The sequence below is a fragment of the Desulfonatronum parangueonense genome (assembly GCF_054656975.1).
In genome coordinates this window covers 1,493,689-1,507,284 of the sequence record NZ_BAAHXH010000003.1, presented here as the reverse complement: position 1 = coordinate 1,507,284, position 13,596 = coordinate 1,493,689, and the positions used below count along the sequence as shown (strand labels likewise).

The following is a 13,596-nucleotide window of genomic DNA, read 5'->3' as shown; positions in this document are numbered from 1 at the left end:
ATGTATCGCAATGGAGGTACAGCAGCATGCGCAGTTACAATATCGGTTGGTTTCCCGGGGACGGCATCGGGCCGGAAGTGACCATGCAGGGCCGCAAGGTGCTGGATGCGGCCGGAGCCAGGTTCGGATTCAAGATCGACTGGAATCATATCGACCTGGGCGGCGAACGCTACCTGAAGACCGGAGAAACCGTGCCGGACTCCGTGCTGGAAGAGATGCGCGGACTGGATTCCATCTATCTCGGAGCCATCGGCCACCCCGACGTCAAGCCGGGCATCCTGGAGCAGGGCATTCTGCTGAAGATACGCTTCGCCCTGGATCAATACATCAATCTGCGCCCGGTGAAACTCTATCCCGGGGTGGATTGCCCGCTCAAGGACAAGGGGCCGGAGCAGATCGACTATGTCGTGGTCCGGGAAAACACCGAGGGGCTTTATGCCGGCAGTGGTGGGTGTCTGCGCAAGGGAACGGTACACGAGATCGCGGTGCAGGAATCCGTGAACACCTATATGGGCGTGGAGCGCTGCCTGCGCTACGCCTTTGAACTGGCCGCGTCCCGGCCGCGCAAGAAGTTGACCCTGTGCGGCAAGACCAACGTACTCACCTTTGCCTTTGGTCTCTGGGAGCGGGTCTTTCACGAGCTGGCCAAGGACTATCCCCAGGTGGAGTTGGACTACGCCCATGTGGACGCCACGTGCATGTGGATGGTCAAGAACCCGGAATGGTTCGACGTGATCGTCACGGACAACATGTTCGGGGACATTATCACCGATCTCGGAGCCATTACCCAGGGCGGACTGGGCATTGCCGCCGGCGGAAACATCAATCCGGAAGGGGTGTCCATGTTCGAACCCATCGGCGGGTCCGCCCCGAAATATACCGGCCAGGGCAAGGCCAATCCCTTGGCCGCGATTCTGGCCGGGCAGATGATGCTCACCGAATTGAAGGAAGATGCCGCTGCGCAGGCCGTTGAGCAGGCCGTGATCGGGATCCTGCCGACCATGGCCGGTCAGGGCGCCGGGCGGATGGGCATGACCACGGACGAGGTCGGGGATCGTGTTGCCGAGGCTGTCGCTTAAACTGCCCCTCTACAAGCTGGGGGACGGGCTGAACTGGTTTCTGCAAACCATGTACGGCACCGTCCTCCAGTTTCTGAAAAACAACCTTACCAGCCACGCTTCCGCCGCGGCTTTCTACTTCCTGTTGTCCATCGGGCCGTTGATTCTACTGATTGTTTCCCTGCTGGACATGTCCCTGATCAACAATCCGGATCTGAGCGACCGGCTGTTCAACTTCCTTACGCAATTCAACGAAGAATTGAACGAGGACTTTTTTCGACGCATCGGCATCTTCGAGTCCCAGGTGGCCATCAGCGGCCTAGGTTTTTTCGGCTTTCTCTGGACCAGCCGCCTGATCATCAGTTCCATTCAAAGCGCTTTTAGCGTCATTTTTCCTAGCACCCGGACCAGGAATTTTTTGTGGAGCAATCTGCTGTCCCTGGTTCTGGTTCCGGGGGTCCTGACCCTGCTGCTCCTGTCGGCGCTGTTCAACATGATCATCCGCTTTCTGTACAATCAGTTGCAGGTCATCATCCAGATGGAGCAGGTTTATGAACCATTGCTGTATCTCTCCGGCTGGATCGTTCCCCTGGGACTAGTGTTCGGCCTGATTTTCGTCTGTTACCGGTTTTTGCCGCTGGCAAAGCCGAACACCCGGCATGCCGTTCTAGGGGCCGGACTGTGCACCCTGTCCATTCATGGCTTGCGGCTTATTTTCGTCGAATTTATCACCCTGGCTTCCTACAACTACATCTACGGATCCCTGGGCGCGGTGATTTTTTTGCTGCTGTGGGTCTACGTGATCTTTCTGCTTTTCTTCCTGTTTGCCCAGTTCGTGGAAGTGGCCGGACAGGTGGATATCTTTGCTCTCGACCGAATCATTGATCCGCAAACCCGTTCGGAAGGGATCGGACAGAAGATCGAGACAAGGCTGTTCAATCGTTCACGGCGCATCTTTTCCAAATACTCCCGGAAGGTGAAGGCCGGTGAAGTGATCTATCGCAAGGGGGATCGACACCGCCACATCTACTACCTGTATTCCGGTAGCGTGGAATACTTCGACGAAAAAGAACCGGACGCCGCTTCGCGCCTGGACGATGTGGAGCCGGGACAGTTCTTCGGCGAAACGGCTTATCTGCTGGATCACTCCCACATCGTCGGAACCCGGGCCAGGGAGAATTCTGAACTTCTTCTCGTGCCGCCTCATGTTTTCGAGAGTCTCTTGGCCCACAGTCCGGCTGTTGCGCGGAAGGTCATCGAGTCGCTGAGCCTGAGGTTGAAGCAGGTGGCAACGGGAGAGAAGGGGGGAGTGGCGGAACCGACCTGAGGGAGAAGTCGTGTAACTGTTCAATCATTCCGGGAAAGAAAACCTGCAAGGAAACACCTGGACCCGGTGGGCCGGGGGCATGCCCGGCGGAGTCCGCAAGGGGCATGGCTTTCGGTCACAATGGCGCAGCCGACACGTTCCGCTATCCTCGCAGCATGGCAACGACTCAGCAGACTCCGATGAATGACAGGAACTGGTCCGGCTTGCCTTGATTTTGCGGTCTCGCATGTCTGACTGAGCCAGGATTCGTTCATCGAACCATTGCCGGACGCTTGGAGCACCAAATGTTGTTTATTCACGCAATGGTTCGATGTTACGAAGCCGGCGAAGGAGTTTGCGAGGCCGCAAAATCAAGGCAAGCCGGACCTCAAGCTGAGTAGTTACGCAGCATGCCCCTGGCGGGAGATTATCCGATCTTATTGAAGCAGTAGCGAAGCAGTCCCGCGAAGCGTTTGCTCGCGGGACTCTGGGGAAGGGTTAGTCGACCTTGAAAAACGCTTTTTTCATGGCATTGCAGACCGGACATTTTTCCGGAGCTTCGCCTTCCACTGTATATCCACAGACGCTACAGACATGGACGTCCACTTCCGCGGGTTTGCCCAGATTCTGCATGGCCTTTTCATAGAGGCCGGCATGAATTTTTTCCACTTCATTGGCGAAGTGAAAGCCGCGCTCGACCGCCTTCTGCTGTTCTTCCTGCGCTTCGGCGATCATCTGGGGGTACATTTTCGTAAATTCATGGGTTTCACCGCTCAGGGCTTCCTTGAGATTCTCCTCGGTGGTCCCGATGCCGCCCAGCAACTTGAGATGGGCGTGGGCATGGACGGTTTCAGCTTCGGCCACGGCCCGGAACAACCGGGCGACCTGGTGATGCCCTTCCTTGTCGGCCTGCTTGGCAAATGCCAGATATTTGCGGTTGGCTTGCGATTCGCCGGCAAATGCTTCCTTCAGATTTTCCTTTGTCTTGGACATGGGCTTCTCCTTTTTTGCTGCAATGCGCTGTTTTCGGCGACGAGCTTTCTGTGCGCCGTGCCGTTGTCATACATCACTCCCATCATACTGAAAGTGGCTCAGCATGGAAAGTCGTTGTCGCCATCCAGAAAAAGGGATAATGGCTTTTCGGGGCATCCGTTAGGCGTATTCAGGTTTGATTCAGGAGATTTTTGTCGAAAATGGAGGCAAAGACATGTTGGGGAGCATGATGGAGCGCGATTTTCGTCGGCTCAGTGAATTTGTGCAGAAGAAATGCGGCATCAAGATGCCCGCATCCAAAAAGACCATGATGGAGGCCCGGCTGCAGCGGCGATTGAAGGCCCTTGGCCTCGCGGATTACCGGGCATACTGCGAATACGTTTTCAGTCCCAAGGGCACGGAGAGTGAGATCCCGCACCTCATTGACGCCTTGAGCACCAACACGACCAGCTTTTTTCGCGAACCCCACCACTTCCAGTATCTCACTTCCACCGTACTTCCGGCCTGGTGGCAGAAATACGGACACAGCCGGGAATTGGCGGTCTGGAGCGCTGGATGTTCTTCCGGGGAGGAGCCGTACACCCTGGCCATGGTTCTTGCGGAATTCATGGAGCATCATCCGCTGTTTCGCTGGTTTATCCTGGCCACGGACATCAACACTCAGGTACTTGAACGGGCCGCCAAGGGCATCTATCCCGACGACAGGCTGAATTCCATTCCGGCCCAGCTCAGAAAAAAATACTTGTTGCGCAGCAAGGACCGCTCCAAGAAATTGATCCGCATCGTCCCAGCCCTGCGTGAAAAAATCCATTTTCGCCGCCTGAACTTCATGGAGAAATTCGGCTTTCGAGAACCCATGGACATCATTTTCTGCCGCAACGTCATGATCTATTTTGAGCGCGACGTGCAGGAACGTTTGATCCGCAACTTTCTCGACTATCTGCATCCCTGGGGGCACCTAGTCATTGGTCATTCCGAAAGCCTCGCCGGAATGAATCTGGGATTGCGCCAGGTTGCTCCGACGGTGTATGGAAAGGCATAACGGCCTGTTCTTCAGCAAAATTCGTCCTTTGGGCGGACATGAATGCGGAGACATTCACGGATTTCCATTTTTTTTATCCTGCCCTTGACAGACCGACTGCACTTGGCTACTTACACATCCCTTCGAGCGGGAATAACTCAGCGGTAGAGTGCAACCTTGCCAAGGTTGAAGTCGCGGGTTCAAATCCCGTTTCCCGCTCCATTTTTTTTCGGCGGCATAGCCAAGTGGTAAGGCAGCGGTCTGCAAAACCGCCATTCTCCGGTTCAAATCCGGATGCCGCCTCCATTTTTCATATCTCTCGCGGGAGTAACTCAGTGGTAGAGTGCAACCTTGCCAAGGTTGAAGTCGCGGGTTCAAATCCCGTCTCCCGCTCCAGTTTTTACCCTTTCTTCCCCATCAGCAATTTCATCCGATTCCCTATTCCATTTGCTTCGCTCCATCTCATTGCCGAACTGCCATTTCGGCAGGTCTAGAAGGATTTGTTCGAATGCAGCTTCTGAATCGTCCCCTTATCCCACAACAACTCACGCAATTACTGCGCGAAGGAACTCTCGAAGAACTCATGGCGATGGTTTCCGCCAGAAGGGCTGTTCATTTCGAGAAGGTGCGCGTTGGTGAAGATGTTGTGGAGTGTCTTCAGGTGACCGACATGGAAGGCTACATCGAGGAGGAGTTGGAGCGGGCAGGGGGCGCGGGATTCGATGCGTTGCCGCTGTGGGCCAAAATCTGGCCGGCCTCCCTGCCCCTGGCCATCTATATGCAACGCCTGACACCCAGCCCGGATGAGCGTGTTCTCGAAATCGGCGCCGGACTTGGCCTGGCGGGCCTTTTTGCCGCCAGGCACGGATTTTCCGTCGTGGTCAGCGACATCGTGCCGGAGGCACTGCTCTTTGCCAGGATCAACGCATTGCAAAACAGTCTTGGCGAATCCGTCCAGGTTCTCCCCATTGATTTTGTCAAGAACGGTCACAGCGGTCGCTATCACCGGATCATCGGTTCCGAGGTGCTTTACCGGGAACAATTTTTCGATCCGTTACTGGCTTTTTTGCGCACCCATCTGGAACCGACCAGCCGGAGCGAGGTCCTGCTTACCGCGGATGCAAGCCGGCGTTCCTCAAAGTTTTTCGCGGCAGCCAAGAATCATTTTCACATCGCACGCTCTTCCATGCCATATCAGACTGATCGGGTTCATGATATCGGCTTCGGCGACGATAAACCCGAAAAGCAACTCTGGTTTTACCGCATGAGACCGCTATGAGCATTCACCTGAAGTCTTGTCCCAAAGGGCATACCCGAGAGTTGGACAAAGTCTGCTCACCGGAACAAACCGTAGAGTGGGTGCGCAAGGCGTTGGCCGTCTTCGGCGACGATATCCTTGCTGAGACCAGGCGCATAGATACCGGACGGCTTGGAATCCCGGTCTATTTGAGTGTCTGTGGAGAAATGGCGCGACAGGTCATGCCGACACGCAAGCAGATGGGCAAAGGCGCTTCCGCCATCCAGGCCGAAGCCTCGGCACTGATGGAACTTGTCGAGCGATTCAGCTTCTTTACTTTCTGGAAAAAAGTTCAGGATATCGTGCCCTGCACCTGGAGCGAAGCGGAGCGGACGTGGCCGGGAAAGATTTTGCCGATTTCCGAAATCTCCAGTTCGGTTGCCGAAGACATTCCCGCCGAGCAGGCCAGGGCCCTGATGGATCTGGTTTCCTGGCGATTTGTTCCGGCAACCCGTCTGGATACCGGTCAAGAAATGCTTGTTCCCCTGGAATGGTTCAAGAAGATCAATGAATTCAATGGATCTTCCGCAGGCAATACCGAAGAAGAGTCGATTCTACAGGGATTGTGCGAGCTTGTTGAACGGCATGTTTGCGCGGTGGTGGATCGCCGACAAATGGAAACGCCGACCATCGATTCAGCCGGTGTTGAAGACCCTGTACTGCGACAACTCTTGGATGCATTTGAACGTCAAGGTGTTATCGTTCTGCTCAAGGATTTTTCCCTGGGGCTGCCCGTACCCACCGTGGCAGCGGTTGCCTATGATCCGGCCACGTTTCCGGACAGCAGCGAGATCGTTTTCACCGCGGGCACCGCTACGACTCCGGCCAAGGCGGCCATCCGCGCTTTGACCGAAGTGGCTCAGCTGGCGGGGGATTTCGAAACGGGGAGCAACTATGAGGCTTCCGGACTTTCGAAATTCACTTCCCTGGAACAAATCGCCTGGCTGGAACGCGGAGAGTCTGTTGCACTGGCAAGTCTGCCGGATATCGGTCGTGAGGACATTCTCGACGAGCTGAAAAGTTTCTGCGAGGAGTTGTTGAACCAGGATTTTCGGGCCTACAGCGTTCAGACAATCCATCCGGCACTGAATGTTCCAACCCACTATTCCTTCATCCCAGGCTTTCAATTTCGCGAGAGGGCGTCCAATTCCTCCATCGGACTTTTTGTCGGACGCATGCTGGCTGAGGAGTCCTCATTCGAGCAGGCTCAAGCCGGACTGGATATGCTGCGACAAATGTATCCACTGGAAGCGTTTCCCGTGTTCTTTCAAGGCTTGCTGGCCATTCGTCGGGAAGCTTTCCAGGAGGCCCGGGAACTGCTTGCACGGAGCGAGCAGGGATTGGAGCAGCAGGACGACCAGGCCTTGGCCGCCTTCTATCAGGGCTATGCCATGAGCCAGGAGCAACGCTGGCCCGGTTGCATCCCGCATCTGGACCGGGCGATACGGCTTTGCCCTGAGGTCAAGGAATATTTCAACCTTCGCGGCGTGGCCAATTTCAAGCTGGGCGAATATGCCCTTGCTGAATCGGACTTCCGGAGTGCTCTGGATCTTGACAGCGGTTCTGCCATGGATTTGGCGAACATGGGACTTTGCGTCAAATTCCAGGGGCGAACGGAAGAAGCGGAACACTTGTTGCAATCCGCTCTTGATCTCGATCCGAATCTGGGTTTCGCTCGAACCCACCTGTTGGAATTGCAATCCGGAAGAGCAGCTTGACAGCTCGGGTATCGTAGATCGTACTTTGTGATATGATTCCCGTTTGGAAGGGCTAGAGGTTCTTTTCGGACAGTTTTTCGGGGATTCAAGATATTCGGCATTGACAAGAAATCCCTGGTATTTTACAAGCTCCAAAGATTCAGGCGGTCATGTAAATGAAATCCATGAAGTTGTTTTTCAAGGACTTTCATTTGGTCTCGAAGGAATGTTCTCTCGTTTCTGATTATCTCGGACACTTCGTCCGTGATTTTTTTGCAAGGTCCAGGTCGTGCTCACGGCACATTTATTTCGAGTTTTAACAATTGTTAAGGAGGATCGACAATGGCAACAGTAGAATTCAAAGGAAATAACTTCGAGGTCGATGAAGATGGTTTCTTGCAGCGTTTTGAAGACTGGAACCCCGACTGGGTTGAGTATGTCAAGGAAAGTGAAGGCATCAAGGAATTGACCGACGAACACCAGAAGGTCATTGACTTCCTGCAGGATTACTACAAGAAGAATGGAATCGCTCCCATGGTTCGCATCCTGTCCAAGGTGACCGGATACAAATTGAAGCACATTTACGAACTGTTCCCGTCCGGACCTGGAAAGGGCGCCTGTAAGATGGCCGGCCTTCCCAAGCCCACAGGCTGCGTATAGTTTCCAGATTTCGTATCTGATGTTCAAAAGCGGAACTCGTAAGAGTTCCGCTTTTTTTTGTTCTTTTGTAACTATTCAGCTCAAAAAAAAATTCAAAAAAAAATGGTACTTATTCAGCAACAATGCCGTTGCCGTGTTTGGCATTGAAATCAGAGTCGAAATCGAAATCGGTATCGGAAGGGAAGCCATGTGAAGGAGAAAAACCAATTTTCGAAATCGATTCCGATCCCGATTCCGACCCCGATCCCGATTAGCAGAGAAGGGCGTGTACTGAATAGTTGCCGTTTTACTTCGATTGCCGCGACGGACTTTGCCGTGGTTTTGCTTCCTCGCCAACTCCTCGGCGGAACCGCTTGAACTGATTACTTGCGTTGTCTTGAGGCCAGGTATTTCTTTTTTTGCTTTTCGTAACCCAGGCTGGTCCAGACAGCGGCAATGGTTCCGCTGATGATGACCATGATCAGGCTGACGGTTCTTTGGACCTGCCAGCGTTGATCCGTAAGCCATTCCGCGGCCCAGGCCGATCCGGACTGCTGAATGGTATGCAGGAGAACGGGAACCACGACAATCGAAGCCAAGAGACCGAAGATGGCCAGCCAAAGGAATCTTTTGCTCAAGAAGAGCACAAAGAGCGAACTCTCCCGAATCAGCTTGACGCTTTTCATCCGTTTATTCATCTTCTGAAGAATATCTTCCACCTCCTGCATCTGCACCAGTGCCTGCCGATACGTTTTCCCGTTATGCAGATCCATCTTGCTGATGGATTGGAGGATGCGTCCGCCTTTGTTGTAATAGCCATTTATTTTGCGAATCAATCTGGGGAAGGGGAAATAGCAGATCTCTTCATACATTGACCGGATCCTGTCGATATTGTCGCGGCCTCGCATCTTGATCGCGGCAACAGCTTCCTTGATTTTCCTGTCCGTATCCTTTTGAAGATTTTTTCCGGCGGTGATGGTCCTGGAAAACATCACGTAATTCTGGACGTCCTTTTTCTCCTGGATATGCTTGATTCGCTCTTCGGCATCCCGACGAAACGAGTTGTCCGCTTCGAACCATGTTGACAGTTTGGTGCTGAGTTGGTGCAGGTCGTTCTGTTCCCTGGCGGCACGATGTTGCGCCACTGCCCAGGGGCCGGACATGGATGTCAGCAGAAAAGATCGACCGCGTTCCAGTTCGTGGTCAATCAGGATGCGATTGAAAATGTGTGGATTTTCAGCCATCAGCTCTGCAAAAAGGACCCAGGCCTGATCAAGAAAACCTTTCTTTGTGGTGCAGACTCCTTGCCGATACCGAGGTTCCGGCCATTTCGGGCTGAGGGCAAGGGCCTCGCCGTAAAGTCCATGCGCCTGATCATACGCTCCCTGGACCTCCCGCAATCTGCCCTTTAAAAAAAGCAGGTAGGCCTGTTGCAGAGGCGTGTAGCTGAGATTATGGGCATCTCTCCAGTGGGCTTCGGCCTTCCGTTGATTATCCGTTTCCAGGGCGATGAAACCCAGCAACACATGTGGCTGATAGTTTTTCGACGTCCTCAGGATGGCCTGCTGCATCATGCGTTCAGCCTGCGCATAGTTATTGGACCGGGCATTTTCCAGGGCCGCCCAAACGTATTCGCCGTCCGGCTGGGTGAGCTGGCGCAGACCATCCGGAAATTCCTTGCCCCTGCATCTCCAGACAAGACGGATCATGCGCTGCTGTACGGGAAAATTGATCTCGAAGACGGCCTTGAGAAAAAGACTTTCCGGGGCTTCGGCCAGTAGGATGTCGGGATTTGCGCTCAGGTTGCCGTTTCCCACGAGCTGATCCAGCTTCTTGACGGCCTGAGCGAATTCCTTGTGGTCCAGGCTGCCGATTTTATTCCACACGCCCTGATCCTGGTTGAAAATTTGCCGACTCGGGCACTGGGACAGCCGGTGGGATTTCATGCCGCAATAGAAGCACGGCGTTTCCTTGCCCGCGGAGGTGACCGCCGAAACCGGAAACTCAAGGGTTGGACGTTGCGTCGGACCGCTGGTTCGTAAACTCACCCGGCATATGGAGTCCAGCTTCAATGTGCCGGAGGGATCAAGAAAGGTGATTTCGAAATCCTCCCGGAGCAGCAATCCCGCGCTCAGGGGAAGGTGCGGCTCATCCGGAGGAAGACGATCCCAGTCCAAAGCGACCTTGTTGGGCAGGTCATCGGTGAATGCCAGCCCATTGGGTGTGAGTGCATTGTAGAGGCAGGGCCAATAAAAATTCTGGTCTTCCGATTTGACATGCGAAATGGTTGTCAGAAGTTCTTTGCACCAAGTGGTCAGCAATGCCAGTCCGTCAATCCGGAAGAAAAGCAGCTTATGCTGATAGATGTACCGGATGCCCAAACGATCCAGCATTCCTTTCAGGCGGATGTAGAAATTTTTCCAGCGCAGAGCATACTGTTCATTGCCCGTATCCTGCACTGGTTTGACGAAGAAGAACCAGCTCAAAGCGGCATCAAGAGAAAACCCGGGATCAACCAGCAACGTGTGCCAGTTCAAGGAGGACATGCCGTAGGCGGGCGGACGCTGCTCCGCAGACAACCCGGAAAATGTTTTTGCATGTTGAACAAGGTCCGGATGAATCCAGACATCCAGTGATTCTCCCGGCAGAACTTTTTGCTCTTTGAGTTGATTCGGAATGCTCAGCGAAAGATTGCGCAAGGATTCCCCGATGAGGATCTTGGCCGGCAAGACCTGGATCAGCACCGGTTCGGGATCAATCTTGGCCCAAATCAGCAACCGGGCCAAAGCAGGATAAACCTGACTGTTTTGAAAAAACCAAAGACTCTGGTTGGCGGAGACGATGATCTTTTGCCCTCCAAACCGGATCAGGGTCTGGTGGATGGTGGTGTTGGCATTCTTGTTGTTCCAGACCACCCAGACGCCGAAGCCGGAGAGCACAAGGCGAGGGTTCTCGATGCTGGACAGACTTTTCAAGATATCCGAAAGCAGGTACATGCAAACCTCTTCAAAACTCTAACCAAGGATGAATCATGGATATCAGCAAGGCGATCGCGGAGTTGAAGCAAATCCCGGGTTTCGCGGACAACGTGGGCATGGTGCTGGTCCATAACGGTACTGTTCGTAGCTGGTCCAGGCAGGACAAGCAACAGGTCACGGCTCTTGAAGTGACGCCGGATCAGGAAAAAATTCAGGAGCTGGTCCGGGAGTTTTCAGCAAAACCCGGAATCTTCCGGATCGTCGTGGAAGCCAGATCCGGCCGCTTTCAGCCCGGCGACGACCTGCTGTTCATTATCGTTGCCGGAGATGTTCGCGAACACGTCAAGCCGGTGCTTTCCGAACTCCTGGAGCGCATCAAGGCGGAGGGGGTTCGTAAACGGGAAATCACGGCCGGAGGATAATCGTTTCAAAAATGTCCGTGTAACGCCTTCAACGTCCGGGCGGGGGAGCGTTCATTTCCGTCAGCCACGGCCGCAGCCAGTCCTTGACCCGCTGCGCCTCCTCGGACCTGTCGCGTTTGAGGCTGCCCTGAATGTATATCGCCGCCTTGGCGCGAAGTTCCCAAAGCGTCATTTCCCGTTGTCGCGGCGTCAAGTTTGCGTTCCGGAGCAGCTTGTCCATGGCCTGGAGGCGGTAGAGATCCAGGCCGATGATTTTGCGGGACAACTGGTCCGGGTGTCCTCCGGTCTTGCAGACCAGTTTTTGCGGGCATAGCCCCACGGGATGCCGCACCAGCGTGCGCAGCCAGAGGTCGTAGTCCTCGCATGCGGGAAGAAGCGGATCGAAGGGGCCGATCTCGTCCCAGAAGGCACGATCAAAGAGCACACAGGAAGGGCTGATCAGGCAAAGCTTCAGGGCCTGCTCCAGAAACCAGCCTTCGGGTTTGCCATGTTTGTTCTTGGGATTGACGCGTCGGCCATGCCGAATCCACATTTCGTCCGTTTGCGAGATTCGCCATCCGCCGGCCTGATGGCAGCGCAGGTGAACGGCCGTTTTTTCCGGAAGCCACCAGTCGTCCGAATCCAGCAAGGCCAGGTATTCGCCCTGAGCTGCCGCCAACCCGCTGTTTCGAGCAGAGGAAACCCCCAGGTTGACCTCATGCCGGATGAACCGGACACGAGCATCCTTGATGGTCGTGAGGGATTCAGGCGTTGTATCCGTGCTGCCGTCGTCCACCACGATGACTTCCAGGCCATGGCCGGCCGGCAAGTTTTTCTGTTCCAGGACCGACCGGATGGCCCGGAGAACCTCCCCAGGGCGGTTATGGACCGGGATGACCACGGAGACAAGCACTTGCGGCATCACCAGAACTCCAAAATCAACCTGGCATAGACCACGGCGAAAACAAGCATGATCAAACAGGGCAGGGCCAGGCTTTTCAGGACTTCATCCAGGCGGGCGTGGAAGTACTCGCAGGTCAATATCAGGCAGATATGCAAGGGCGAGGCCAGGACGCCGACAAAGCCGGAGAAAAGCACAAGGACCACATAGCCTGTGATCTGTTCGATGTGCAGGTTGGCTGCCAGGCCCACGATCAGGGGCAGCGCTCCGCCGACGAAAGCCACGGTCAATCCGGAAATCATGCCCACGATGAAGGGCAGGAAGACACTGAGCCAGAACAGGGCCGTGGACGTGGTCACTGATCCGGCGAGGGCATCGACTATCCCTCCCTGTTCCAACACGGCCTTGAAAGCAAAAATGGCCGCTATCAGGAATAGCATCCGGAGCGCGTGGGGACTTTTGACCACTGTCCAGAGCATGCTTGTCGGGAGCCGATTCTGCCGGACAAGACAGACCACTGCCGCGGACAAGGCAATGATGAAGCCCCATTCCATGGGGATTTCCGGTTTCAGGAGCGTGATCAGCCCCTCGAGACCCAGGGAACCGAATACGGCGATCAGCATGGGCAGGGATTCCCGGAGCAACGGGGCGAGACTTCTATTTTCACGGTCCTGGGCAACCGGCGCCTGATCCGTCAACGGCAAAACGCCGGGGCGCAGAAAGAACAGCCAGCCCAGAAGGATGGTCAGCACCAGGCTGGGCCAGGTGAACATCAGCAGGCGAAACAAGGCCATGTCCGCGATAAAGGCCGCCAGAATAATCCCCGGATACAGGGGCCAGCAAAGTTCCCAGACATGACGGAACCAGTAGTTGAGCTGAACGAACCGCTGGGGCGAAATGGCGAAGGGAGCGGCGATCTCCTTGAGCATGGGCGCGGAAAAAATCGCGCCCCCGGGCATGGGCAGCAGACCGATCAGGGCCGGGAAAAAAACCAGTCGTGGCCGTGGCCGGTGCAGCAATCCGGAAATGTGCTCCATCATTCGGCGACCCTGGCCGGAACGTTCCAAAATGTCGCTGAAGTACAGGATCAGCAGGACGATCCCGCCCAGCAGGAGAACCTTTTCATGATAGATGCCGGCGGCGGCGATGGTTGCCCATTCCAAAGGGTGGACGCCGAACAACAGGGCCAGGAGCAGGCTGCCCAGCAGAATTGATGTTCCGATGCCCAGCTTGTAACGGATTCCCGTGAGAATGGCGGTGAAGGCCAGGGCGATCATCAGCAACGGCCAGATGGTGGTCATACGG

General features: G+C 54.9%; 11 protein-coding genes and 3 tRNA genes. 10 read left to right on the top strand and 4 right to left on the bottom strand.

Going from position 1 to position 13,596, the window contains the following annotated elements; all coding sequences use genetic code 11:
• The first annotated feature begins 26 nt into the window (after nucleotides 1-26).
• Nucleotides 27-1,079 carry a 3-isopropylmalate dehydrogenase gene (locus tag ACYQ15_RS06960; RefSeq protein WP_459936798.1) on the top strand — a complete coding sequence of 351 codons (1,053 nt, stop codon included), beginning with the start codon at nucleotides 27-29 and terminating at the stop codon, nucleotides 1,077-1,079.
• Entirely contained in the window at nucleotides 1,057-2,385 is a 1,329-nt protein-coding gene (locus tag ACYQ15_RS06955) for a YhjD/YihY/BrkB family envelope integrity protein (protein ID WP_459936797.1), read from the top strand. The genes ACYQ15_RS06960 and ACYQ15_RS06955 overlap by 23 nt, the downstream gene beginning before the upstream one ends.
• Before the next feature lie 477 nt (nucleotides 2,386-2,862).
• Here the strand turns inward: ACYQ15_RS06955 and ACYQ15_RS06950 are convergent, their stop codons facing one another.
• On the bottom strand, nucleotides 2,863-3,357 hold the full coding sequence (locus tag ACYQ15_RS06950; RefSeq protein WP_459936796.1) for a rubrerythrin family protein: 495 nt from the start codon (nucleotides 3,355-3,357) through the stop codon (nucleotides 2,863-2,865).
• A 214-nt stretch (nucleotides 3,358-3,571) separates the two neighbouring features.
• Between ACYQ15_RS06950 and ACYQ15_RS06945 the strand changes: the two genes are divergently transcribed.
• The 7 genes from ACYQ15_RS06945 (at nucleotide 3,572) to ACYQ15_RS06915 (ending at nucleotide 8,032) form a co-directional block, all read left to right on the top strand.
• Complete coding sequence (locus ACYQ15_RS06945) at nucleotides 3,572-4,399, top strand: CheR family methyltransferase (RefSeq protein WP_459936795.1); 828 nt, start codon at nucleotides 3,572-3,574, stop codon at nucleotides 4,397-4,399.
• A gap of 126 nt (nucleotides 4,400-4,525) precedes the next feature.
• Nucleotides 4,526-4,600: transfer RNA gene (locus tag ACYQ15_RS06940), tRNA-Gly, on the top strand.
• A gap of 9 nt (nucleotides 4,601-4,609) precedes the next feature.
• Nucleotides 4,610-4,684 (top strand) — tRNA-Cys (locus tag ACYQ15_RS06935).
• Between the two features lie 15 nt (nucleotides 4,685-4,699).
• Nucleotides 4,700-4,774, top strand: a tRNA-Gly gene (locus ACYQ15_RS06930).
• A 112-nt stretch (nucleotides 4,775-4,886) separates the two neighbouring features.
• A complete protein-coding gene (locus ACYQ15_RS06925) occupies nucleotides 4,887-5,657 on the top strand; it encodes a class I SAM-dependent methyltransferase (protein WP_459936794.1) in 771 nt (256 codons plus the stop codon).
• The gene (locus ACYQ15_RS06920) at nucleotides 5,654-7,393 is read left to right on the top strand and encodes a YcaO-like family protein (protein WP_459936793.1); all 1,740 of its coding nucleotides are present in this window, start codon (nucleotides 5,654-5,656) and stop codon (nucleotides 7,391-7,393) included. The genes ACYQ15_RS06925 and ACYQ15_RS06920 overlap by 4 nt, the downstream gene beginning before the upstream one ends.
• 321 nt (nucleotides 7,394-7,714) lie before the next feature.
• Entirely contained in the window at nucleotides 7,715-8,032 is a 318-nt protein-coding gene (locus tag ACYQ15_RS06915) for a TusE/DsrC/DsvC family sulfur relay protein (protein WP_092116458.1), read from the top strand.
• Nucleotides 8,033-8,394: 362 nt separating this feature from the next.
• Here ACYQ15_RS06915 and ACYQ15_RS06910 read toward each other — a convergent pair whose 3' ends face one another.
• Nucleotides 8,395-11,007 carry a hypothetical protein gene (locus ACYQ15_RS06910; protein ID WP_459936792.1) on the bottom strand — a complete coding sequence of 871 codons (2,613 nt, stop codon included), beginning with the start codon at nucleotides 11,005-11,007 and terminating at the stop codon, nucleotides 8,395-8,397.
• 35 nt (nucleotides 11,008-11,042) lie between these two features.
• Here ACYQ15_RS06910 and ACYQ15_RS06905 point away from each other — a divergent pair, with 35 nt between their 5' ends.
• Nucleotides 11,043-11,411, top strand: coding sequence for a molybdenum cofactor biosynthesis protein MoaE (locus tag ACYQ15_RS06905; protein WP_459936791.1), 369 nt, complete (start codon nucleotides 11,043-11,045; stop codon nucleotides 11,409-11,411).
• Between the two features lie 28 nt (nucleotides 11,412-11,439).
• Here the strand turns inward: ACYQ15_RS06905 and ACYQ15_RS06900 are convergent, their stop codons facing one another.
• Both ACYQ15_RS06900 and ACYQ15_RS06895 read right to left on the bottom strand, forming a co-directional pair.
• Nucleotides 11,440-12,312, bottom strand: coding sequence for a glycosyltransferase family 2 protein (locus tag ACYQ15_RS06900; RefSeq protein ID WP_459936790.1), 873 nt, complete (start codon nucleotides 12,310-12,312; stop codon nucleotides 11,440-11,442).
• Nucleotides 12,312-13,592, bottom strand: a complete 1,281-nt coding sequence (locus ACYQ15_RS06895; protein WP_459936789.1) for a DUF401 family protein — start codon at nucleotides 13,590-13,592, stop codon at nucleotides 12,312-12,314. Before ACYQ15_RS06895 ends, ACYQ15_RS06900 begins: the two co-directional genes overlap by 1 nt.
• Nucleotides 13,593-13,596 lie beyond the last annotated feature (4 nt).

Coding starts and splice junctions, on each gene's coding strand:
- ACYQ15_RS06905 (WP_459936791.1), top strand. CDS start 11,043: ATGGATATCAGCAAGGCGATCGCGGAGTTGAAGCAAATCCCGGGTTTC.
- ACYQ15_RS06925 (WP_459936794.1), top strand. CDS start 4,887: ATGCAGCTTCTGAATCGTCCCCTTATCCCACAACAACTCACGCAATTA.
- ACYQ15_RS06950 (WP_459936796.1), bottom strand. CDS start 3,357: ATGTCCAAGACAAAGGAAAATCTGAAGGAAGCATTTGCCGGCGAATCG.
- ACYQ15_RS06920 (WP_459936793.1), top strand. CDS start 5,654: ATGAGCATTCACCTGAAGTCTTGTCCCAAAGGGCATACCCGAGAGTTG.
- ACYQ15_RS06895 (WP_459936789.1), bottom strand. CDS start 13,592: ATGACCACCATCTGGCCGTTGCTGATGATCGCCCTGGCCTTCACCGCC.
- ACYQ15_RS06960 (WP_459936798.1), top strand. CDS start 27: ATGCGCAGTTACAATATCGGTTGGTTTCCCGGGGACGGCATCGGGCCG.
- ACYQ15_RS06900 (WP_459936790.1), bottom strand. CDS start 12,312: ATGCCGCAAGTGCTTGTCTCCGTGGTCATCCCGGTCCATAACCGCCCT.
- ACYQ15_RS06910 (WP_459936792.1), bottom strand. CDS start 11,007: ATGTACCTGCTTTCGGATATCTTGAAAAGTCTGTCCAGCATCGAGAAC.
- ACYQ15_RS06945 (WP_459936795.1), top strand. CDS start 3,572: ATGTTGGGGAGCATGATGGAGCGCGATTTTCGTCGGCTCAGTGAATTT.
- ACYQ15_RS06915 (WP_092116458.1), top strand. CDS start 7,715: ATGGCAACAGTAGAATTCAAAGGAAATAACTTCGAGGTCGATGAAGAT.